Genomic DNA, 25,998 nt, shown 5'->3' with positions numbered 1-25,998 from the left:
TTCTTAAAAATAAAAGACTACCTACTATATAGTTCAAATAGGTCGTCTTTTAATGAGGGGGGCAAAGGTTAAAAAAGAATGAGTCAGCTTGAAATCCAGAATTTGTATGAAGCCGCCGTAATTCGTTTAGTTTAGCATTATAGGTACTTCACTTGGTTCTGAAAGACATAGTGGATGCCCTTTTTCAGATCTTTTATTGTTTTTCAATCATTACTAGTGATGCGTTAACTTTTTAATTTTCTATTTTATCGCAATGTTTACAGTGCATTCAAGACGTTCTTTGATTTTTTGATTTGAAATGAATTTTAGCTTAGTGGTCTAAATAAGACCATAATGAATTCAGGAAAATATGTTTTCGCCCAAGTCCTACAATATGTGAACAAGTATGAGTTCGGGAAATGTGTCAAGCGATGCAATGGTGACCATAGAACTCGCGATTTCAATTGTTGGAACCAGTTTGTCCAATTATTCTTTGGTCAATTGACCGCCGCTCCCGCTAAACTGTGTTTAGTGGCGTACCGAGTAAGAAAAAACACAAGCCATATTAGATAGTTGTAGTGTGGTTTTTGTTTATAACCCCTCCCGCTAAACTGTGTTTAGTGGCGTACCGAGTAAGAAAATAAAAAGTTAAAAGCTACTTTAGGATGGGGTAGCTTTTTTGTGGGCTAAAAGTTGAGAAGTAAAACCTGTTTAGTGGTCTCAGCAGTGAGCAACAAGCAATAAAATATTTCATAAAAGCTTTTATGGAAATATGTAGCTTTTCGTACTTTAGGAGCATGAGTAGAAATTATAAGTTTCATAATGAATCAGGAATTTTTGTCAGTTTGGCTATCAAATCTATGATTGATATATTGAAAACAAGATAATTTCTAGTTCCCGAGCACTTTTCGACACTAAATTTCCATGAAATTTAACTCGAAGATGCCCACGAATTGGTTAACCCTTACAAAAGTGGCATGTTAGCTCTTAAACGAGGTTCACGTTACAATAATATTTTGATTTATTAATGTTCAGTTAGTTTGCCGCCACTAAACACAGTTTAGCGGTAGCGGGGAAATAGTTCACCTTGCCCTCTGGTTTTTCAGAAATTTAATAAGGTTAAACTTCTTGTAAATATAAAATGCAAAACTAATAACGCAGTCGAAATGCTAATAAAAACTAGAACTCCAATAGGTCTTCGACTTTAGCCTGTCTTGAGCGGAGCCGAAAGGCTCAGACTGACATTACGGCCTTAACTTAATGACATTGAACTAGGCTATGCATTTGTTTTTTATCACATCTAAAGAAAAAATAATTCAAATTTATTACCAATCATTTTAAAATTCATTTGGTATTAAACCTTTATCGAGTAATATAATGTGCAAAAGAGATAAAGGCAGGTCCCGTAAAATTTGCTCACTTTACGGGATACTGCCTTTATTGTAATGGGGTTAAAGAAATTTTATAAACTTAAAAAGTCAAGATGATTCCGTTAGGAATATAATAATAATCTACTTTTTCATAACTTTTAAAAGTTTTATAAAATAGCCACCAACAACAGAACGCCCTTTAAAGTTTATACGTTTTGCATTGGTAGTTTCATGAAAGTCGCTTATTGGAACTCTATCTGGAGTTTCATTGGCATATTTCCACATAGGGTTAATTAAAGCTTTGAAATCCGCTTCGTTTTCTGCTAAAGTAGCGGTCCAGACTATCCAATCAGATTTTGTATACGTTTTTCTGCTATCCAAGGGTAAGCCATATTTGTTTTGTTTGGTTAAATAATATTTAATTTCTTTTTTTATAATATCTTTTGAGAAGATATTTAAATCTAATATGTCATCCCAAACTAAGTTGTATTTTTGACTCCATGTTCCTTTGGCTTCAAAAGCTAAACTATAATGATTGCCATCCGCATCAATTTTTTTCCAATCTTTAGCTAATTTTTTTGCTATTGCAATGTAATTTTTTTCTACCTGTTTCTTTCCTAACATGCCAGCAAGTTTACCATAGGAAGCGATTCCCATAATGGCTTTTACAGAAAGATTCGCGTTACGGGCTAAATGACCGGCAAAATCATCGGTACACAATTGATTTCCTGGGTCAAAACCTTCTTTAGTTAAATAGTTTGCCCATGTAGTTAATGTTTCCCAGTGTTTTTTAGCATATTCAGCATGTCCTTCTTGCTGTGCAATAGCAGCGGTTAATATAATCATATTTCCTGCTTCTTCTACTGGCATATCCTCTCCATAAATATGGCCTGTAGCTATAGGATAAACTCCTAAATCATGTGTAGGATAAGGTTTTGACCATTTGCCGCTTTTTTCACTATAATAAAAGATGCCGTTTAACATGCCCTTTAACAAATCTGGGTTGTAAATTAAAAACAGTGGCGCTGAAGGGTAGGTAACATCTACAGTATTTATAAAACCCCCGCTATTGTTTTCTTTTGAAAGAAAAAGAATTTCACCCTCTGGACTTTCTACCAAAGTATGGGCAGCAATGGCTTGCCTATATGCTAGAATACATAAATCTGCATATTTTTTACCTCCAGCATTTAAACAATCTTCATATATTTTTTTGTCAAATGTTTCAACACGTTTTATAATGCTTTTATAGTCATCTGCAGCTGTTGCTAAAGCACCATCCATAGATATGCCCTGTTTTTTAAACCAAGGCTTTAATTTGGATCCAAAATAGTTAATGGTATATACTTCATCATAACCTAGCATTAAAACAGTTTCTGTTTCTTTAGTACTTACAGAACCTAAATCAGTAATTGTATTTAAAACCAAGTTCTTACCGGTAATTTCTGTTTTGGTATTTATTTTGTCGTTTGAAACAAAAGGAAGTAGTGCTGTATTGGCAGCGCTTATGTAGTGTTTACTAGTTGTAGCAGGAGCAGATAAATAAACATAACCCCAATCTACACGCATATCATCGCTTTTTTTCTGTAATACGGGTTGTTCTACAGTACCAGCTTTAAGAATATTAAGATTGCTTTGTGTATATTTTGTTGCTACAACTTCTTGTTGAGGTGTATATACGGCCATGTTACTTGATGCACCAATATATAGTTTTGTTTGATGAGCTTTGTTGTCTTTTGATTTTACTTTTACTGATAAATAGGATATTGGACGACTCATTACATCTAAATCATCTAACAATAACGGAGAAGTAAATGTTGCAGTAAGCGTTACGTTGTCACAATCAAACCTATATATAGTTTGATTTGCATTTAGAACGACATTAGTTTGTTTAGCTTTTTTAATTTCTACATTTTGCATAGATGGCGCTTCGGTAACCAACCCCGCATCTAGCCATTGACCACCTGCCGTGTTTTTTACATGGATAGCAAGTACATTATCTTTTGATTTTAATTTTTTGATGATGTTTTGGTTTATTGGAATGTACTTATAGCGATGCAGCCATCCTTCGGTTTCATATATTTTATTACCATTTAAATAGACAACCACGTTATCGTCATGACGAAGCTTTAAATACAAATTTTTTAAATTCTTATTATCTAAATCAAAAACACGTCTGTACCATAAATTGTTACTTTTCCAAATAGTTTTTGCATCACTGGTTTCATTGCTAAACGGTGCAGCTCCTTTTTTCCAATGACTACTGTTATAATTGATTTTTTCCCAACCAAAATCAGGTTTTGATTCGGTATAATCTGCTTGGTAATCAATTTCATCAGAAGCCGCTAAAATGGTTTCATAAATTTTGGTTTCCGCACCCAAAAAACGATAATATTCATTGTCGACCTTTAAAATACCAAGTAAAGAATGATCTTGTTCTGTCCAGTGTTGGGTTGCTGAACCATTGAGTTCAGAATCCATAGACCAAATACTAAAATTGGGATTGTGCGTAACTAAGGGATAAGCAGGCGCTCTTAATTTTTCTTGTGCATATAAGGTTGTTGTCCCAATAATCAGTAGTAGAATACTGAGGGTTTTGATGTGTTTTGATAATCTCATTTTAGTTTAAAATTATTTGTTCAAGATTTACTGAAAGGTTCAAATATAAGGGGCAGAAAAGAATATGTTTACATCAAATGATCTCACTATTCTTTAAAATGTGTCAAATAAGCATAAAAATGTTTTTTGGATTATTGTTTGATTAGTTTTAACGAAATAATGACACATGAAAAAGACAATATTTAAAGAAATATGTGGTACTTGAAAAATATTTATTTTAAAGTAATTTAAGAATGACTATGAGCTCTAAACTAAGTTTAGTCCGGAATAAATATATTGAGTTACATTAAATCCAAACTAATATTTTATAAATAACACAAAAATGAAAAAACAAAAATTCTTTATTTTATTTGTAATGTTTACTACTTTACTTTCTGCTCAATGGAAACCAGCGGGGGATAAAATTAAAACAAAGTGGGCAGAAACTATCGACCCAGATAACGTTTTAAATGAGTATCCAAGACCTATAATGAAGCGAGAAGATTGGAAAAATTTAAATGGCTTATGGAAATATAGCATTTCAGAATATGGTCAAGCTAAACCTAATAATTTTGATGGAGATATTTTAGTGCCTTTTGCCGTAGAGTCTAGTTTATCGGGAGTCATGAAAAATGTAGGGGCCTCAAAAGAAATTTGGTATGAAACTAACTTTACTGTGTCAAAAAAATGGAAGGGCAAACAAATATTATTGCATTTTGGTGCAGTAGATTGGAAAGCGGATATTTGGCTTAATGGCATTAAAATTGGATCGCATTCTGGAGGATATACCCCTTTTTCTTTTAACATAACACCTTTTTTGAGTAATACGCCTCAAACTTTAACAGTAAAAGTATGGGATCCAAGTAGTGATGGGCAACAACCCAGGGGTAAGCAAGTAAAAAATCCAGATGGCATTTGGTATACACCAGTTACAGGAATTTGGCAAACCGTTTGGTTAGAACCAGTGAATGCTAAAAGTATAAATGATATTAAAACCTTAGCCAATATTGATAACAATACAGTTACAATAAAAACCGATGTAAAAGGTGCCGTATACGGAGATGTCATTGAGATTAGCGTTTTTGATGGGAAAAAAGTAATATCAAAAGTAAAATCTGAAGTATCTCAAGACATTAATATTCCTATTCCAAATGCTAAATTGTGGTCGCCAGAATCTCCTTTTTTATATCGTACAACACTCAAATTAATAAGTAAAGGAAAAGTAACCGATGAAGTAAAGAGCTATTTTGCTATGCGAAAAATAGCATCAAAAAAGGATAAGAATGGTATTGTAAGGATGCAATTAAATAATAAAGATTATTTCCAATTTGGACCTTTAGACCAAGGTTGGTGGCCTGATGGGTTGTATACAGCGCCTACAGACGAAGCCTTAAAATATGATATTGTAAAAACGAAAGAACTAGGTTTTAATATGATTCGTAAACACGTTAAGGTTGAGCCCGCACGTTGGTACACGCATTGTGATGAATTAGGCATTTTAGTTTGGCAAGATATGCCTAACGGAGGCGTGTCTCCACAATGGCAAAATAGAAAGTATTTTGATGGAAAGGAGTTAAAAAGAACAGCAGAATCGGAACAGATATACAGAAAGGAATGGAAAGACATTATGGATTATTTATATTCTTATCCAAGTATTGTGGTTTGGGTTCCATTTAATGAAGCATGGGGGCAATTTAAAACCGAAGAAATTGCAGATTGGACTAAAACATATGACCCAAGCAGATTGGTTAACCCTGCCAGTGGAGGTAATCATTACAGAACAGGAGATATTTTAGATCTTCATAATTATCCAGGACCAGATTTATACTTGTACGATGCAGAGCGCGTTACAGTTTTAGGGGAATATGGAGGCATAGGACTGCCTTTAGAAGGGCATCTTTGGAAAACCGATAATAACTGGGGATATGTTAAGTTTAAGAATTCAAAAGAAACCACCGATGAGTATATAAAGTATGCGAAGCACTTGATAAAATTGATAAAACTTGGTTTTTCAGCAGCAGTTTATACGCAAACAACAGATGTAGAAGGAGAGATTAATGGTTTTATGACTTATGATAGAAAGGTTGATAAATTAGATATTGAAAGCGTAAATAGAGTTAATAAACAAGTTATTGAAACATTACAAAAGTAAGTTAGTAGTAGTTAGTAGTAGTAGTTAGTTTTTTTAGATTAAATGCTCTTCTTTTTAGAAGAGCATTTTTTATGCAATAAAAAACAGGATATGGAAAAATATGCGTAAATAACGAGAGTTCGATTTAATACCAATTATGAATTAAAATACGCAATTCATACACATTCATTAATTCGTTTTATCACTTTACTCCTCATTTCCATAGCTTAGGCTATGCAAATAACACGTAGCAGGCAAAAACAAAAAAGCAATGTCGTTTTCTGTAGCTCATTTTAATTCATAATTGGTATAAAACCTGTCTGCCGACCAGGCAGAGTTTATAACAATAAAATCACCAATAAAGCGATTTGTCGCCTTGAGCCTTTCGACTTTTAGTTTATCTTGAGCGCAGACGAAGTACTCAACCAGACAGCTAGGATTAAATTATTGATAGTCAACTTAATAACATTATGTTTACATCGAACTCACATTAAATATTTTAATTGAAAATAATCTTCTTATAGTTATAACTGTGAATTCATATACTCTGTAGGAGTCATGTTAAATTGTTTTTGGAAGTTTCTACCAAAACTAGTTTGAGAACTATAACCTACCATTTCCGAAACTTCATAAATTTTATAATCTCCTTTATTTAGTAATTCGGCAGCTTTTTTTAATCTCGAAATATTTATAAGTTCATTTGGACTTAAACTGGACATTTCTTTAATTTTTCTATACAAGGTAGAGCGACTCATATTCATTATATCACACAAAGTTTCTACGCTAAAATCTGTATTTGGAATATGCTGGGAAATTATTTCATCTAGTTTATCTATAAAGGTTTCATCAGTTTCTGTAAGAGCAATACTTTTAAGATGAGCCAAGGGAGAACTAATATAATAAGAGAGTATATTTTTTCTATTCTCTATTAAATTATTTATTTGTTTTCTTAAATAAGGTAAAGAGAATGGCTTAGCTAAATAGGCGTCTGCCCCAGATTCTAGTCCTTCAATTTTAGAATTTAAAGCATCTTTAGAAGTTAATATTATTATTGGTATATGACTGGTTTCTAATGAAGATTTTATAGTTTTACAAACTTCAAATCCATTCATCTTAGGCATTTTAACATCAGTTACTATTAACTGAATATTTTCGTTTTCTACAATTTTTAATGCATCAACGCCATTAGTTGCTTTAAAAATTTTGTAAACATCACTTAAATCTTTAGCAACAAAATCTAAAAGATCAATATCATCTTCTATCAATAGCACCTTTGTTTTATTATCACTTTTCTCCAAATTGGTAACAAGGTCGTTTGAAATATCTTTTTTATTGTCATTCTTTGAGCTATAGAGTTTAAATTCTTTTTCTTGATGAATTGGTAAGCTTAATAAAAAGGTATTCCACTGTTTTTCTTTTACATCAAAAGTCAAGCTACCGTTATGAAGTTTTGTAAGGGAATGGGCCAATGCTAAACCTATGCCCGTTCCAGTTTGGTCTTTGACTTCTGAGACCCTAAAGAAAGGACTAAATATTTTCTCAAATAGATGAGTAGGGATTAACTCTCCATTGTTTTGAATTTCTAATAACAATGATGCTTCTTGAGTACTTAATGTCACTTTAATTTTGCCATTAGAATACTTAATAGCATTTCCTATGAGGTTACTAAGTATCTTTTTTACTGCTTCGGCATCGATATAGGCATAAACATCTGTTATTCCCAAATTTAATTCAAAATCTATATTTTTATCTTTTATAACCTCTGTAAATCGTTGATACGTATTATTTATTAAGGCAGTAAAATTGGTTTCTACAAAGGTTAGGTTTATATTTTCTACTTCGGTTTTTCTAAAATCCAGTAGTTGATTCACTAAGTTTAGTAAGCGAGATGTGTTTTTCTCCATTATAAAAAGGTTATTCTTTATTTCTGGAGTAATGTTATTTATCTGTTTTAATAGTTTGTCTAGTGGGATTTTTATAAGCGTTAAAGGTGTGCGTATTTCATGGGAAATATTAGTAAAAAACTCAATTTTAGCTTGATAGATTTCCTTTTCCTTTACATTATTAAGCTCTTTAATTTTTTGATTGTTTTTTGAAACCGTTCTTTTATGGTAATATCTTGCGGTTAGATAAATGGTTAGTATACAAAGTAATGTGTATAATAAATAAGCGAACTTACTCTTCCAGAAAACAGGTAGAATTTTTATTTTTAAAGTAGGAGACTCAATGGCTTCATCATAATTGTAATTTAAAGATTTAACTTTGAATTTATAATCTCCAGCTGGTAATTCTGTGAAAAAGACTTTGTGCTCTTTTTTTAACGGAATCCATGAATCGCTAATGCCTTCCATTTTATACCAATACTCTGTTGTTTCAGGACCAGAAAAACTTAATGAAGCAAAGTCTAAACTAAATGAAGATTCATTGGGTTTAAGAATTAATTCATCAAGAAATGTTATTGATGATTTTAATGGAGAAATAGAATCATTAACAATGATATCTTGATTGTTTATTTGTAAACCTGTTATTAATGTTCTGGAAGTATGTGTGTGTTTGTATTTGTTAAAGTCTTGTGGGTTAAAACTTATCATGCCATTTACGCTACCAAAATACATAGTGCCATCTGGAGCTTTATATGAGGAACTGTAGTTAAATTGATCACTTAATAGGCCATTTACTTTAGTATGTGTTTTTTTAGCACCATTTTGGGTATTAAAAGCAACCAAACCATTAGCTGTTGTAATCCAAAGTTTATCTGGACTTTCTTCTAAAATAGAATAAAACGTGTTACTAGGGAAACCATCTTTTGTAGAATATTTTTTAAATTTTGTTTTAGTGCTATCTAGTAGGTTTAAACCATTTTCAGTTGTAATCCAGATGTTGTTTTTGCTATCTTGAAATATTCCATTAACACCATTGCTGCTGATACTAAAAGGTTTATTTTTTTCTTGATAAAAACGCCCACTTTGTTTTGTTTTAGGGTTAAAATAAAACACACCACTAGTACTTGTTCCTGCCCATAAAACACCATCATTATCTTCTAAAAAACTGGTGTAAAAAGTGTTATTTGGAAATGCTTCGTAGCGAAGAAAATTATTAGTTTCTGCATCAAAATATTGTATTGCAGAACCTGTAATTAAGATAATTTTATTGGTTTTTGTTTTATAGAATGAATAAATAAAATTATCGAGTAAATTATAAGCACCTCCTATATTAAAATTAGTTACTAATTTATTACTGTTAGGGTCTAAAACGTCTAATCCATGATCAAAGGAACCTATCCATATTTTATCATCAATTGGTAAAATACCATGAATATTATAATGAGATAGAATCCCGCCTTTGCTTTTAGATGTATAATTGGTAAATAGCCCTGTTTTAGGGTTAAATTTGTTTAAACCGGCATCTTCTGTTCCAATCCATATATTCCCATATTTGTCTGGGCGAATCTCTCTAACGGCATTACCACTTATTGAGTTTTGAGAGGGGTTTGGAAGAAATTTTTTAAATATGCTATATTGCGGCGTATAATAATTTAATCCACCAAAAAAAGTACCTGCCCAAATACCACCTTCATGATCAATTGTTAAGGAGTAAACGGCATTATCGGATATATTATATGGGTTATTATAATTTTTAACTAAATTAGTATAATGGTGGGTTTTTAAATTATAAATGTAGATGCCAGACTCTGTAGCTATCCACAATTCTTCATTTCCATTTAAAACAAAATCTCTTATAAATAAGGATGTTTTTAAATTAGGAAGTACATTTTTTATTTGCTTTTTTTCTTTTGTATCAAAAACTAAAACACCATGATTGGATGTACCTATAAGCAAAGTATTTTCATTTAAACTGAAAAGCTTGTTTATTCCAAAAGGAGCTTTTGAATCTTCTTTTACTTGTAAAGAATATGTTTTAAATGAATTGGTTTCTTTAATGTATTGATGCAATTTAGTTGAAGAAGTTGCCCAAATTTCGTTAGTATTAGATTTAACAATTGATGTTGCACCGAAAAAATCATGGGCAGGAAAAATATGTGTTTCTTTTGTGATAGTATTATATTTACACACTTCTCCAGAGGCTATAAACCATAAATTACCTGACGTATCATTATCAATGCCTCTTATCGCTTTTTCATTTGTTTCTCCTATACAATCAAAATTTTCTTGTTGTTCATTGTAACGAAATAAACCATTATTTGTGCCAACCCACATGGTGTTATTATATTCATGTAAAAAGCCAATATAATTTCCTTGTAAACTTTTGGGGTCTTCAGGGTTATTTTGAAAAAGCCGAAAAGAATACCCATCAAATCTGTTAAGGCCATTTTTGGTCCCAAACCACATAAAACCATTCATATCCTGCATGGAACTTAAAACAGTATTATGAGATAAGCCATCTTCAACCTTATAGTGTTTAAAATAATATTCTTGACATTCTATACTGCTAGAATAAAATAGGCAAATACTTAGAGCAATTATTACTTTTTTCAACCTTTTAAATTTTTTAGGAAATATAAGAATTTTAAGTTCAATAAAATGTCTCAAAATTCAACATATATACTCAAAATTGGTTTTAATTAACTAAGTATGAGGATTAAGAACTGTATTATTGAAATAATGAAACAAATGTATGTTTAAAATTATCTTAATAATTCTTTTATTTGGAAACACTGTCAATATGACATTTAATAGTGTTTTAAATTGTTTTTTTGACAAAAAATAAACATCATAATTAACATATTGATAAATCTTTGTTGATCGGTTACTGTTAAATAATGGCTTTGAGTAAAGCTAATATAAAGGGTAAGGGGTCGCAGATTTAAGATAATTAGCTACTTAATTATAGTAACAAACTAAACAAACCAAATAAGAAAATAAAAGAGATGAAACAGAAACATAATAAAGTTAATTTAATATTGATTTTGTTTACAGTTTTAGTATGTATATCCTGTAAAAAAACCACAAAAAAAACAGTTGAAACAAATACCAAAGTAGAGCAAATTACAAACGCTAATTTATTAAACCCAGAAGATTTTGATACTATAATTGATGGCAAAAAAGTTAAATTATACTGGCTTGAAAAAAATGATATCAAACTTGCCATTACTAATTATGGAGGCCGATTTGTAGGTCTTTATGTGCCTAATAGAAAAGGTGAACTAGTAGATGTAAATATAGGGTTAAAAAGCGTAAAGAACTATATAGAACATGATGAGTCTTATTTTGGGGCAACAATCGGTAGAGTAGGGAATCGAATTGCTAACGGAAAGTTTAGTTTAGAAGGCGAAGAATACTCAGTTCCAACAAATAATGGAAACAATGCATTGCATGGTGGTTATAAGGGTTTTCAAGATGTGATATGGGACGCTAAACAACCAAATGCTTACACATTGGAACTTAATTACACATCCATAGATATGGAAGAAGGGTTTCCTGGTAATTTAAAAGTGAAAGTGACTTATTCCTTAACAGATTCTAATGCTGTAAAAATGGAATATGAAGCTACAACAGATAAGCTAACAGTGGTTAATTTAACGAACCATGCCTATTTTAATTTGAATGGCGAAGGTAGCGGAACAATTTTGAATCATTCTTTACAGGTATTCGCTAATAAATTCACTCCTGTAGATCATGGCCTTATCCCAACTGGCGAACTAAAGGAAGTTAATGGGACCCCATTCGATTTTATTAATCCTCACACTATTGGTGAGCGAATTGAAGCTGATGATGAACAACTCAAGTATGGTGGGGGATATGATCATAATTATGTGCTTAATGGGGCTAAAGTGAATGGAATGAACCATGCAGCTAGGGTTATTGGAGATAAATCTGGGATCGTAATGAATATTTATACAGTTGAACCTGGTGTACAGTTTTATAGTGGTAACTTTATGGATTCTAAAAACCTCCTTAAATCCGGTGCTAAAGATGATTTTAGAACAGCTTTTTGTCTTGAAACACAACATTTTCCAGATGCTCCTAACCAGCCAAGTTTTCCATCAATAATTTTAAAACCTGAAGAAAATTATCATACGGTTTCTTTATATGAATTTTCAGTTCAACATTGATTCACGCTTAATGAATGTTTGATATAAATTTTACCAAAAATGTCATACCAAAGACAATAACAACTAAACTAATAACTAACGAAATAAACATGTATGGGATGAAATAAAAAATAAATAAAACAATTCACAAAAATTAGGGAAATAGATTTGGCTTTTCTCAAATTTTACGATTGAATTAATAAGAAAACCAAACCAAAAAAAACAAAACTAAACTAATCTAAATTATGAAAAAAATCATAATAAAGGAGAGGTTAAATCCAATAACCATGGATTCTTCTCTTTACTTTTTTAGAAGAAATCTAAAAAGGAAACTATTAGCATTTTTATTTTTATTATCATTATTTAAGACTCAGGCAAATACAAATATCAATAATTCAAAATATGAGTTAAGTGAAAAGGTCAATGCCTTAGAAGTAATAGCTAGCTCTGAATTTTTATCAAGCAATTTTTCAACATATAACAAGTTAAAGGGGGACAAAGTTTTAAATGACGGGGAGGCATTAACACCAAAATTACAACAGATAGAAATAAAAGGCCATATTACTTCTGCTCAGGACAATACCCCTTTACCTGGTGCAAGTATTCTTGAAAAAGGAACGAACAATGGTGTTGTAACCGATTTTGATGGTAATTTCTCTATAAATGTTACAAATGAGGATGCCATATTGGTTATTTCCTATATTGGCTATACTGTACAAGAAGTTCCGATAAAGGGAAAAACAGAACTTGACATTGTTCTGGTTGAAGAAGCCGACAGTTTGGATGAAGTTGTTGTCGTAGGCTTTGGTGAGCAGAAAAAAATAACGCTAACTGGTGCGATTTCTACTGTAGATTTAGAAGATGTCAAATCAAACCCTACCTCGAGTATATCAAATGCTTTCGCTGGAAATGTGGCGGGTGTTATGGGCATGATGCAATCAGGTCAACCGGGAAAGAACATTTCTGAATTCTGGATTCGTGGAATATCTACTTTCGGAGGCGGTAGCAGTCCCCTGGTTTTGGTAGATAATATCGAGCGTGATTTAAATGAACTGAACATTGAAGATGTTAAAACGATCACTGTATTAAAAGATGCTTCGGAAACAGCTATGTATGGTTCCAGAGGAGCAAATGGCGTGATACTGATTACCACTAAAAGAGGAAGTGACGGCAAAATAAGAATTAATTTTAAAGATGAATTCATTTACAATACCCGAACTATTACACCTAACTTTGTAGATGGTATCACCTATGCTAATCTGTTAAATGAATCGCGTATTACCCGTAACGAAGGGCCCATTTATCAGCCAGAAGAATTGGAAATTTTACGTTTGGGTCTGGACCCCGATTTATATCCAAATGTAGATTGGAAAGACCGATTACTAAGAGATGGAAGCATGACATATCGTGCTAATTTGAATATGAGTGGTGGTGGGCCAACTTCCCGGTATTATGTTTCGGGCAGTTATGTAAACGAAGGTGGGATGTATGAAGTCGATAAATCACTGAAAGACGATTATAATACCAATGCAAATTACAGACGCTGGAACTACCGCCTCAATGCAGATTTTAATATCACCAGTACAACAGTGGCAAAAGTTGGCGTTGCAGGTTCTCTTAGTAAAAGGAACAGCCCCGGACTTGGCGATGCTGATTTTTGGGGTTCGCTATTTGGCTATTCCCCTATTCGTACGCCTGTCCTTTATTCAAATGGCTATGTACCGTCAATTGGAACGGGAAACCAGACCAACCCATGGGTAATGGCTACCCAAACAGGGTTTAATGAGAATTGGGTGAATAATGTCCAAACCAATATTACTGTTGAACAGGATTTTAGCTTCATTACAGAAGGCCTCCGTATGAGAGGAATAGTGGGCTATGACATCCAAAATACGAACAACATACAACGCCGCAAATGGCCGGAGCAATGGCGAGCTGCCCGGGCCCGTGATGCAAACGGAGATTTGGTGTTTACACAGGTTTCTGATCCAAGTGAATTGACTCAGTCCAGTAGTTCATCGGGTAACAGACTTGAATTTTATGATCTGATGTTTAATTATGACCGTAATTTTGGTAGCCATAATCTTGGTGGAGCTGTACGATTAACCCGTGATGCGTTTGTACAGACAGTTGATCTTGGCGATGATATCAAAAACGGTATTTCCAGAAGAAATCAAGGCTTGTCTGGACGGGTTCTTTATAACTGGGAAAATCGCTATTTTTTCAACTTCAATTTCGGTTATACAGGTTCAGAGAATTTTGCTCCTGGAAACCAGTATGGTTTCTTTCCTGCTGTTTCATTTGCCTGGAATATAGCCGGAGAGGAGTTCATGAAAGATCATTTAAGTTGGATTAAATTGTTTAAAATTAGGCATTCATACGGTAAAGTAGGAAACGATCAGTTACTGGGAGGCGAACGTTTTCCTTATTTATACACGATCTCAGAGATTTTTAATGACGATGGAGATCCTACTGGCGGCTATCAGTGGGCAGACTATGGCTCTGATAGATATTATGGAGGCATCAGGTATTCGCAAGTAGCTTCATCCAATGTCACTTGGGAGGTGGCAACAAAACAAAATCTAGGTTTTGATATAGAAACCAGGGACATTACAGCAAATTTAGATTTCTTTGACGAGGAACGTACCGGTATTTACATGGCAAGGAATTTTTTGCCTGGTATGGTCGGATTGGAAAGTACGCCAAGAGCTAATGTAGGTATCGTAAAATCACGTGGTTTCGACGGGCGTTTCCAATTCAGGAAACAACTTGGAGAGTTAGTCTTAACCGCAAGGAGCAATGTTACTTATAGCAAAAATGAAATTATTGAAAGGGATGAAGAAAATAATGTTTACCCCTATCAAAATCAAGAAGGTTTTCGTATAGACCAATCTAGAGGGTTAATAGCTTTAGGTATGTTTAAAGATTATGATGATATTCGAAACAGCCCTACGCAAACGTTTGGAGATTATCAACCAGGAGATATCAAATATAAAGATGTAAATGGTGATGGTGTTATTAATGATGGCGATCGCGTGGCAATAGGTGCAACCAGACGTCCTAACTTAATATACGGAGTAGGGGCTTCCGCCAATTGGAGAGGATTTAGCCTTGGAGTTCATTTTCAAGGTGCAGGTAAATCTACTTTTTCAACCTATGGAAAGACCGTGCATGCATTTAGCGAAGGAGAGTGGGGACAAGTTATGGAAGGAGTTATGGGAGATAACCGTTGGATTTCTGCTGATATTTCGGGAGATCCTTCTACCGAAGATCCTAATGCCTCCTATCCTCGATTGAGCTTTGGGCCCAACCCTAACAACTTTAGGGAATCAACTTTTTGGTTGAAAGATGGTAGGTATCTGCGTCTTAAGACCATAGATGTTGGCTATAATCTACCTGAAAGCCTCACAAGTCGAATGAAAGTAGAAAATATTAGATTATATGTGGTTGGAACCAATTTGTTAACGTGGTCTAAATTCAAACTTTGGGATCCGGAATTAGCTACCCCTCGAGGAGAAGATTACCCTCCTGCCAAATCCATTACAATGGGAATTAGTATTAATCTGTAAACTGAAAAATGATGAATAAAAAAATAATATATACTGTTTTATTACTTGTATGTGGCTCAGGTTTAATGTCTTCTTGTAGTGATTACCTTGATTCTGGCCAATATTTCAAAGATCGCCTCACAGAAGAAAAGGTATTTGAAGGCAAAGTATATTCAGAAGAATGGCTTGCCCACGTATTTGAAGAACTAAAAGGGATCAATGCCGATGTTGCAAGTAAAGGGGTAACACCTCATAATTTTGCCGATGATATGTATTACGGCGATAGAGATAGTGATTATGACCCATCAAAAAATGAGCTTTCCTACAATATGTTCAGAATGGGGCAATATAATGAAAATGATAAACAAGATACCTGGACCCAGTGTTATCGTGGTATTCGCAATGCATCTACTTTCATTCATAATATTTACATGAATATAGAGATGACCGAAGATGAAATTGATGACTACAGAGGTCAGGCTCGATTTGCAAGAGCTTACCTATACTGGTTGCTATTACGTAAATATGGCCCTATACCATTGTTACCGGACGAAGGCTTGGATTATGCAGATAGTTACGATGAACTGGCTATTCCACGTAGTACTTACGAAGATTGCGCAGCGTTTATAAGTAGTGAAATGTTACTTGCTGCGCAAGAAATGGAGGCAAGAGGTATGGTGCGTGGTCAAGATGGTTCTGCCAGACCATCTGTTGGAGCAGCTTTGGCTACCCGTGCTAAAGCATTGATTTATGCGGCCAGTCCGTTGGCAAATGGAAATACCTCAAATTTTGCTACACAATTAGTTGATGATCAGGGAAACCAGTTGCTTTCTCCAGATTACCAAGAGGAAAAATGGGCAAAAGCAGCTGCTGCAGCCAGAGATGTGATTGAACTTGGTGTATACCATTTATACACGGTACCTGTTCAGGAAACAGGTGAGGATGCTACAGTTATTCCTCCTGATGATAATAATTTTTCTGAAAAAGCCTGGCCAGAAGGATGGGCAGATATTGATCCAGCCAAATCATATGCTCAGGTATTTGACGGTACCTTACCTCCTTCAGGAAATCCAGAATTGATTTTTACTAGAGGTAATAATCAAGACGGAGAAGATATAAGAGCCATGGTTGCTCATCAATTGCCACGATCTGCTACAGGTTGGAATACGCATGGGTTAACACAAAAGTTGGTAGATGCTTATGCTATGAATGATGGTAGCGATGTACCTGGTAAGGATAGTGAAATTGGTCGTGGGGATGGTTCCGAACGGATAAGTGGTTATGTGACACAGGAGGATTATGATGCTGGTCGTTACAGACCGTTAAGAGCTGATGTTTCTTTACAGTATGCTAATCGTGAACCCAGGTTTTATGCATCTGTGGCCTTCAATGGTAGTTTCTGGCCATTGTTAAATGAGTCTCAAGAACGTAACCGTAACCAACAGGCGTTTTATTACCGTAATAATGCTAAAGGAAACGGATTTAATTCATCCAATGCATATTGGTTACGAACAGGTTTTGGAGTAAAAAAATATGTGCATCCGAGCGATACTTATGAGGGTGGAGATATTAATAAGATTGTATTTAAATCCGAACCTGCCATTCGTTATGCAGATATTTTGCTTATGTATGCAGAAGCGTTGAATGAATTGGATGGGTCGTACAACATGCCTTCATGGAATGGCGGAAATTACAATATCACGCGCAATATCACCGAAATACAAAGAGGGATTCATCCTGTACGTATCCGCGCCGGTGTACCAGACTACTCGGCCAGTGCATACAATGACAAGAATGAACTAAGAAAAAGGTTGAAGCGAGAACGTTTTATTGAACTTTTAGCAGAAGGGCAGCGCTATTACGACCTGCGCCGGTGGATGGATGCTCCTGTAGAAGAGTCTTTACCTATATATGGTTGTAATGTTCTTATGAATAGTGAGGAACGAGATCTTTTTCATCAACCTGTAGCTGTATGGGCACTCGAAACCACCTTTGCAGATAAGATGTGGTTTTGGCCGATTAGCTTAACCGAACTCAAACGGAATAACCGTCTTACTCAAAATCCAGGATGGAATTACAACGATTAATAAAACATATATCATCATGAATAAACCATTTATACTGTTTCTTTCACTCACGCTGCTTTTAATTGGCAGTTCATGTAATGATGAGTGGACCGAAGAGCAATTTGAAAATTATATATCATTCAAGGCTCCTATAACAAATCAAGGCGTTAGCGATATCTATGTTCGCTATAAGGGAGATGAGAAAACGACATTCCAGCAACCTTTGATCGTGAGTGGGTCTAAAACAAACGCTCAAGACATAACAGTACATGTCGCTATAGACTCCGATACGTTGAATGTACTAAATTATGAGCGCTTTCAAAGTCGGGAAGATTTTTATTACAAGGAGCTAAATAGTGAATATTATACGATGCCTTCTACTGTAGAGATCAAAGCTGGTGAGGATACGTCGTTAATGGCTATCGATTTTACATTAAAGGACATCGATATGGTAGATAAGTGGGTGTTACCCATAACTATCGAAGATGATCCATCTTATGGTTATGTTGCAAATCCGCGGAAACATTATCGAAAAGCACTTTTACGCATTAACCCTTTTAACGACTACTCCGGGACCTATAGCGGTACTGCACTCAAGACCGTGATGGAAGGCTATGAAAATGAGACGCCTCTTGTAAAAGCGGAAATAAAGTCCTATGTGGTGAATGAGAATACCATATTCTTCTATGCAGGTAATATAGATGATGAACGTCAAGATCGCCAAAATTATAAAATTTATGCAACTTTTGACGAAACTGGCGGCGTTACATTCTCTGCAGATAACCCAGATATGAACTTTCAGCTAAATAAAGATGCAAGTTATACAATCTCTGAACAAGCGGATGATATTCGTCCTTATCTTTTACATAGATATTTAACCATTAATAATATCGATTATGAATTTTCAGATTATACTTTGGTACCTAATGTAAATATTAATTACAAAGTTTCGGGATCGTTGATTCTAGAGCGTCAATTAAATACTCAGATTCCAGATGAAGACCAACAAATAGAATGGTAATAATGGAACGTAACGATACAGTTGAAAAAATGGGAAATAAACCCAGTAAATATTGTGAATTTAAAATCTAAAAACTATGTATTTAAATATAATATACAATAAATGGAGATTTCATGCTCTTTGTTTAATATTGGCTTTTGTAAGTATTGGCTTTTATGGTTGTCAAAGTGATGATAAGGAAGAGATGACTTATCCGCCCTTTGACGCTTCGAAACCCGTTGTGGTTTCTGGTTTCACCCCTGAATCAGGTGGTGCAGGCCAGCGTCTTGTTATCTACGGACAGAACTTTGGAACAGACCCCAGCATAGTAACAGTTTTAGTTGGTGGTAAAGAGGCCGTTGTGATTAGTGTAAATGGTGAGTCGCTTTACTGTTTGGTACCCCAGCAAGCATTTGACGGTGATATTGAAGTACGTATAGGGGAAGATAATAGTGAGGTAATTGCTTATTCGGACACAGATTTTGACTATCAGCGCAAGATGGTGGTATCTACCGTGGTCGGGTACAAAAATGACCGGGGTGATGAACCCTGGAAAGACGGTGTATTCATGTCTGATAACGAGAATGAGATGGCGAGTGGGTTTTGGGAGCCTTCATTTATGAAGTTTGATCCGCTCAATCCAAAGCATTTATGGGTAGTATTCGACTTTAATAATGGTCTTTACCTAATCAATTTAGCAGATAGTACAGTAACCAAAAAACGCTCGGATTTTGACCGACCAAGGAGTATTGATTTTACGAATGATGGTCAATACATGATTATTGCAGAAGACCGTGGCGGTGAAAATGACCGGGCAACATACCGATTGTCGCGCGACCAAGATTGGCAAGACAGGGAGGTTTTAACGAGATACAGGCAATGTAATGGTGCATCGGTTCATCCAGTCAATGGAGAACTGTATTTCAACAGTTATGAGAAGGGTCAGTTTTTCCGTTTTGATCTGAATAAATATTTCGACGAAGGACTTGGAGATAAAGAGTACGAAACCCTGTTTGTGGTTCATGATCCAGGATGGGAATATAAGACTTTTATACATCCATCCGGAAATTACGCCTATATTATGGTTATTAATCAGCACTACATCCTCCGGCTTGATTATAATTGGGAAAAGGAACAATTTAATCAACCCTATCTGGTATGCGGTCAACTTAGAAGCCCTGGTTATCAGGATGGCGTTGGCTCTAGTGTTCGTGTGAGAAACCCCTACCAAGGCGTATTTGTGAAAAATGACGACTATGTTGAAGCAGGTAAACCGGACGAGTATGACTTTTATTTTACAGATCAGCATAACCATGCTATTCGAAAATTGACACCAGAAGGTAGTGTGACCACATTTGCTGGAAGGGGAAGCTCAAGTATTAACCCTGATCCATGGGGTTATGTAAACGGCGACCTGAGAGAGGAAGCTAGGTTTGACAGACCGTCAGGAATTGCTTATAATGAGGAAGAAAAGGCTTTTTACATCGGAGACCAGGCGAATCACCGTATTCGTAAAATAGCGCTTGAAGAAAAAGAGGAATAATTCCGAGACCGATAAAAAATAATAAAAAAAGTCAAAATGACTTTATAAAATTAAAAACGTTCTTGCAAGGATAATTCTTGGTTTTAGTAATGAGGCTTGAGCCTATGACGCACAATGTGCTTAGGCTCAAGCCTATTTTTATAAGTATTTTAACGTGAGTTCGATTTAAAACCTGTCTGCCGACAGGCAGGCAAGGGAGTTTTTAACAATAAATTCACTAATAATGCTATTTGTCGCCTTGAGTACTTCGGCTATAGTTTATCTTGAGCGAAGTCGAAAGGCTCAGCATAAACTAAAGTCGAAAGGACATTAAAACCGCTATTTAAATGGGTTTCGACAGAGCCTGTGCTGAGTTTACCGAAGTGCTCAACCTGACAATCAAGGTTAAATTTTTGATAATCAGCTTAATAATATTATGCTTACATCGAACTCACGTTATTTTAATAATTAATTAACAAGATGATTTGGGATACAAATAGAAATAAAAAGGATTTTAAGTTAGTATAAATATATGATTATGTCTATGAAAAATTTAAAACACATTGATAGCTAAGTCGATATAAAATGGCATAGAATATTTAGATATAAAAAATTGAAGTTCTAGTTAAAAAGCACAGGCATAGCTTAGTTACGGCGAGTATTTTTAACGAAGAAATTCGGTTTTTTACTCTGAAGGTTCATGTTATTTTATATCGATTTAGCTATATAGTTTGATTGTGGGTATTTTAGCAGCAATGATACACCAAAACTTATAGGTCAAGAATACCACACGATCCCAAAATATAAATTTCAATAAAAAAAAATTCAACTACATGTTAAAAAAACTTTTACTTTCATCATTTACGTTTGTTTCGTTATTAATAAATGCTCAACAACGCCAGGCACCAGCGTATCCTTTAATAACCCACGACCCTTATTTTAGTATTTGGTCCATGAGTGATGAGGTTAATGAAGAAACCACAAAACATTGGACGGGTAGGGACCATTCGTTAATGGGAATGATTAAAGTGGATGGAAAAACATATCGGTTTTTAGGAAAGAAAAGTGATTTGTACAAAGAGGTGCTCTCTGCTGCCGATGAAGAAAATTATCAAGTAAAGTTTACCGAATCCAAACCAGCAAACAATTGGATGACATTTGATTTTGATGATAGTAATTGGAATACTGCCACAGCACCAATTGGAAACATTGAAGGCGTATCAAAAACGATGTGGGAAAGTAGGGATATTTGGGTGAGGCGAGAGTTTAATCTTGAGGACACAAATTTCGAGCCTGTTCTAAAAGTGAGAAACGATGATGATATTTCACTTTACGTTAATGGTGAATTGGTTTACCAAGCAGGATGTTGTAACGATGCTTACAGAATGGTTTCTTTAGGAGAAAAGCTTTCCAGTAAACTTAAAAAAGGTAAAAATGTGCTGGCCATGCATGTTGTAAATAATGCAGGTGGTGCTTACTTGGATGCAGGTATTGTTGAAAGAATTGAATTGCCCAACTCTACTGTAAAAGCCACACAAAAAAATATAGAGTTTAATGCCACACAAACTATTTATGAGTTTGAATGTGGAGGTGTAGATGTTAAACTTACATTCACTTCGCCTTTATTATTGGATGATTTAGACCTCATGTCCCGTCCAGTATCGTACATAGATACCGAAATTAAGTCCAATGACGGGAAAGCACATGAAACCAAATTGTTCTTTGGCGCGTCTTCAGATATTGCAGTAAACAATACAGCTCAAAAAGTTACTGCAGAACAATATAATTCAGGAAAGTTAAGTATTTTAAAAACAGGTACAGTAGAACAGCCTATTTTAAGAAAAAAAGGCGATGAATTAAGAATAGATTGGGGCTATTTATATATGGCTGTTCCCAATAAAAAATCTGTAGAACAGTTTGTTTCAAATGAGTTTTTAACAAATCCTTTTTCTATGGATAGAAACTCCAAAATTAACGACAAAAAATTATTTTTAAACACTATAATTAATACAGGGAAAGTGTCAAATTCACCTGTAAAGGAAACTGTTATGTTGGGCTATGATGATGTATATTCCATTAATTATTTTGGAACCATGCTTCGTCCGTGGTGGAATAGAGACAATAGCAGTACTATAGAAAAGGAACTCAAATCTGCTCATAAAGAACATAAAAATATCATAAAAAAATGCGTGAATTTTGATGAAAAACTATATAAAGATGCTACAAAAGCAGGCGGAGAGGAATACGCAAACATTTTAGAAATAGCTTACCGCCAAGGTATAGCAGCCCATAAACTGGTTCAAAGCCCAGAAGGGGAAATCTTATTTCTCTCAAAAGAGAATAATAGCAACGGCTCAATTAATACGGTTGATGTCACCTATCCATCAGCACCACAATATTTAGTGTACAATCCAGATCTATTAAAAGGAATGCTCAACGGTATTTTTTATTACACAGAGAGCGGTCACTGGAAAAAACCTTTCCCTGCACACGATTTGGGAACATATCCTATTGCAACTGGGCAAACCTATGGAGGGGATATGCCTGTAGAAGAAGCTGGAAACATGTTAATCTTAACAGCAGCCATAGCCATGGCAGAGGGCAATGCAAGTTATGCTGAAAAACACTGGAACACCTTAACCTCTTGGGTAAATTATTTAGAAAAAGAAGGATTGGATCCAGCAAACCAATTATGTACAGATGATTTTGCAGGTCATTTGGCTAGAAACGCAAACCTTTCGATTAAGGCTATAGTAGCCATTGCAGGATATGGCTATTTAGCTGAACAATTGGGTAAAAAGGCTATAGCTGATAAGTATTCTAAAATGTCCAAAAAAATGGCAAAGGAATGGATGCAGCTGGCCGATGCAGGAGATCATTATGCATTAACATTTGATGACAAGAATACATGGAGCCAAAAATATAATTTGGTTTGGGACAAAATTATGGGATTAAACACCTTTCCTGAAAGTGTTATAGATAAAGAGTTAAAGTATTACTTGACCAAGCAAAATGCTTATGGTTTACCACTTGATAACAGATCCGATTACACAAAATCTGATTGGATATTATGGACGGCGACTTTAACAGATGATGAATCCGTTTTTAAGGAAATAGCAAACCCTGTATATAAATTTGCTATCGAAACAAAAGACCGTGTTCCCATGAGCGATTGGCACATGACCTCTAGTGGAAGACAAAGAGGCTTTAAAGCTAGAAGTGTAGTGGGAGGGTATTTTATCAAACTACTTGCTGAAAATTGGAAAAATAAATAACATTCTATAATTTTTACAAACTTAATTTTATGATATTCAAAAAAACGAAATACTTTCTTGGGGCTGTATGTGGTTTTATAGTGTTGCTTGTGTCATGCAACTCACTAAACACAAAGGTAGAACAAGTATCAAACCAAAAAATACCAGATACTAGCAGTATTAATGTAAACTACATTAGCAATAAAAAACCATTAGTTTCAAGTGCTTTAATTAAACTGCCTGTTGGTGCTGTAACTCCAAAAGGCTGGATGAAAGAAACATTGGAAAGACAAGCAAACGGTCTTTTAGGGCATCTTGGAGAAATAAGTGCATGGCTCCAAAAAGAGAATAATGCGTGGCTTTCAAATAACGGAAATGGTGCATGGGGATGGGAAGAAGTTCCTTATTGGTTAAAAGGTTATGGGAATACAGCCTATATCCTTCAAGATGAGAAAATGATTTCTGAGACCAAAGAATGGATTGAAGCAGCCATGAGTAGCCAACGAGCTGACGGGAATTTTGGCCCTGTTAGATTAGGTAGTGATGGATCCCAGGATTTCTGGCCAAATATGATAATGCTTTACTGTTTGCAATCCTATTACGAGTATGCCAACGATGCCAGAGTGTTAAGCTTCATGTCCAAATATTTTAAATACCAGTTGGGCTTGCCAGATGATCAATTGCTATCAAAAATTCATTATTGGCAAAGAGTAAGAGGAGGCGACAATTTATACAGTGTCATTTGGCTATATAATAGAACGGGCGAAAAATGGCTTTTGGAATTGGTTGATAAAATACACAGAAATACCGCACCATGGAGCAAAAGAGATAACACCTTAGATGACATTAAGAACTGGAAAGAAAAACGGGAAGGTACCGAGTGGCCAGAGTGGTACGCTAATTTGGTAGATTGGCATAACGTAAATGTTGCCCAAGGTTTTAGGGAACCCGCACAGTACTATCAGTTAAGCCACAACACTAAAGACCTAAACGCTACATACGAAAACTTTGATATTATCAGGAAACATTTCGGTCAGGTTCCTGGTGGCATGTTCGGAGCCGATGAAAATGCCCGACCGGGTTACGATGATCCTAGACAAGGTATAGAAACCTGTGGGGTGGTGGAACAAATGAATTCAAATGAACACCTTTTGAGGATCACGGGAGATCCCTTTTGGGCTGATCACACAGAGGAAATTACTTTTAACACATTTCCTGCTACTATGATGCCCGACTTAAAATCTCTTAGATACATTACAAGTCCCAATATGGTCATCAATGATGATAAAAACCATAGACCTGGCATTATGAACGAAGGGCCTTTTTTAATGATGAATCCGTTTAGTTCCAGATGTTGTCAACATAATCACGGACAAGGATGGCCTTATTTAGTGGAAAATTCTTGGATGGCAACACCAGATAATGGGCTAGCAGCCACCATCTATGTACCGTCTCAGGTAAAAGCAAAAGTGGCTCAGGGAAAAGAAGTAAAGTTGTCCCTAGAGACCCAATACCCATTTGAAGATGATTTGAAATTTACTTTTAACGCTTCAGAAAAAATTAGTTTTCCATTGTATTTACGTATTCCTTCATGGTGCAAAAACGCTTTGTTGTCAATCAATAATAAAACGGTAGATATGGCCATAATCTCTGGACAATATGCCAAGATCGATAGAGAATGGAAAGATGGCGATGTCGTCATTCTTTCACTACCAAAAGAATTAAAAGTGCGTAAGTGGAAAGAAAACCATAACAGTGTGAGTATAGATTATGGTCCGCTTACCTTTAGCCTTAATATAGATGAAAATTATATACGAAAAGAAAGCGACAAAACCGCTATTGGAGATTCCCAATGGCAAGAAGGTGTCGATAAAGAAAAATGGCCGTCATACGAAATTTATCCTTCTACACCGTGGAATTACGGATTGCTTTTAGATGAAGAAACACCAGAAAACTCATTTACCATAGAAACCAGAAAGTGGCCAGAAAGCAACTATCCTTTTACACCAGCCAGCACACCTATTGTTTTAAAGGCTAAGGCAAAAAGGATTCCTAAGTGGACCATAGACAAACATGATTTGGTTAGCGAGTTACAGGATAGTCCAGTAAAATCGTTAGAAAAAACCGAGAGTGTAGAACTTGTTCCCATGGGTGCTGCAAGATTAAGAATAACGGCTTTTCCTGTAATAGGAAATGGCGAGGACGCCAAAGAGTGGAAGTCAAATTAAGGTCGATTTAATGGCATACAATAAAACAATATTGAGAGTACAGTTACTTTTTGTAGTGTAAACGTGTTTTTGAGGACCTCAGGAGATCATGGGTAAAGCATTAAAAAGAAACTGGTTTACCCATCAAGAAATTTTAGAAGACGGCGAACTTATATTAGAAACATCACTTAAGAACAAATAAATTTTTCGCGATTTCTTTTGGATAAATAAATCGTTTTAGTAGATTGAGCTATCCAATCATTAATTTCAAAAA

The 25,998-nt window shown here is 34.9% G+C and carries 11 protein-coding genes; 9 read left to right on the top strand and 2 right to left on the bottom strand.

Annotated elements, in window-relative coordinates; all coding sequences use genetic code 11:
• Positions 1 to 333 precede the first annotated feature (333 nt).
• On the top strand, positions 334 to 552 hold the full coding sequence (locus PQO00_RS01930) for a DUF4372 domain-containing protein (protein WP_274183131.1): 219 nt from the start codon (positions 334 to 336) through the stop codon (positions 550 to 552).
• A gap of 938 nt (positions 553 to 1,490) precedes the next feature.
• Here PQO00_RS01930 and PQO00_RS01925 read toward each other — a convergent pair.
• A complete protein-coding gene (locus PQO00_RS01925; RefSeq protein WP_274183130.1) occupies positions 1,491 to 3,965 on the bottom strand; it encodes a glutaminase family protein in 2,475 nt (824 codons plus the stop codon).
• 322 nt (positions 3,966 to 4,287) lie between these two features.
• Here PQO00_RS01925 and PQO00_RS01920 point away from each other — a divergent pair, with 322 nt between their 5' ends.
• Complete coding sequence (locus PQO00_RS01920) at positions 4,288 to 6,096, top strand: glycoside hydrolase family 2 protein (RefSeq protein ID WP_274183129.1); 1,809 nt, start codon at positions 4,288 to 4,290, stop codon at positions 6,094 to 6,096.
• A gap of 503 nt (positions 6,097 to 6,599) precedes the next feature.
• Here PQO00_RS01920 and PQO00_RS01915 read toward each other — a convergent pair.
• Complete coding sequence (locus PQO00_RS01915) at positions 6,600 to 10,571, bottom strand: hybrid sensor histidine kinase/response regulator transcription factor (protein WP_274183128.1); 3,972 nt, start codon at positions 10,569 to 10,571, stop codon at positions 6,600 to 6,602.
• A 392-nt stretch (positions 10,572 to 10,963) separates the two neighbouring features.
• Between PQO00_RS01915 and PQO00_RS01910 the strand changes: the two genes are divergently transcribed.
• From PQO00_RS01910 to PQO00_RS01880, 7 genes are all read left to right on the top strand, one after another.
• Entirely contained in the window at positions 10,964 to 12,148 is a 1,185-nt protein-coding gene (locus PQO00_RS01910) for an aldose epimerase family protein (protein ID WP_274183127.1), read from the top strand.
• A 224-nt stretch (positions 12,149 to 12,372) separates the two neighbouring features.
• On the top strand, positions 12,373 to 15,696 hold the full coding sequence (locus tag PQO00_RS01905) for a TonB-dependent receptor (RefSeq protein WP_274183126.1): 3,324 nt from the start codon (positions 12,373 to 12,375) through the stop codon (positions 15,694 to 15,696).
• A gap of 11 nt (positions 15,697 to 15,707) precedes the next feature.
• Complete coding sequence (locus tag PQO00_RS01900) at positions 15,708 to 17,762, top strand: RagB/SusD family nutrient uptake outer membrane protein (RefSeq protein WP_274183125.1); 2,055 nt, start codon at positions 15,708 to 15,710, stop codon at positions 17,760 to 17,762.
• 16 nt (positions 17,763 to 17,778) lie between these two features.
• Positions 17,779 to 18,762 (top strand): DUF4973 domain-containing protein, encoded by a 984-nt coding sequence (locus tag PQO00_RS01895; protein WP_274183124.1) that lies wholly within the window; start codon positions 17,779 to 17,781, stop codon positions 18,760 to 18,762.
• A 76-nt stretch (positions 18,763 to 18,838) separates the two neighbouring features.
• Positions 18,839 to 20,284: an IPT/TIG domain-containing protein gene (locus PQO00_RS01890; protein WP_274183123.1), complete on the top strand. Its 1,446-nt coding sequence runs from the start codon at positions 18,839 to 18,841 to the stop codon at positions 20,282 to 20,284.
• 812 nt (positions 20,285 to 21,096) lie between these two features.
• Positions 21,097 to 23,538 carry a glutaminase family protein gene (locus PQO00_RS01885; protein WP_274183122.1) on the top strand — a complete coding sequence of 814 codons (2,442 nt, stop codon included), beginning with the start codon at positions 21,097 to 21,099 and terminating at the stop codon, positions 23,536 to 23,538.
• A 29-nt stretch (positions 23,539 to 23,567) separates the two neighbouring features.
• Positions 23,568 to 25,745, top strand: a complete 2,178-nt coding sequence (locus PQO00_RS01880) for a beta-L-arabinofuranosidase domain-containing protein (protein WP_274183121.1) — start codon at positions 23,568 to 23,570, stop codon at positions 25,743 to 25,745.
• The last annotated feature ends 253 nt before the right edge of the window (positions 25,746 to 25,998 follow it).

The organism is Flavivirga sp. 57AJ16 (assembly GCF_028736925.1).
Lineage (GTDB): Bacteria > Bacteroidota > Bacteroidia > Flavobacteriales > Flavobacteriaceae > Flavivirga.
Note: the sequence above shows the minus strand (reverse complement) of the source record. Positions and strands in the feature narration are given on the sequence as shown.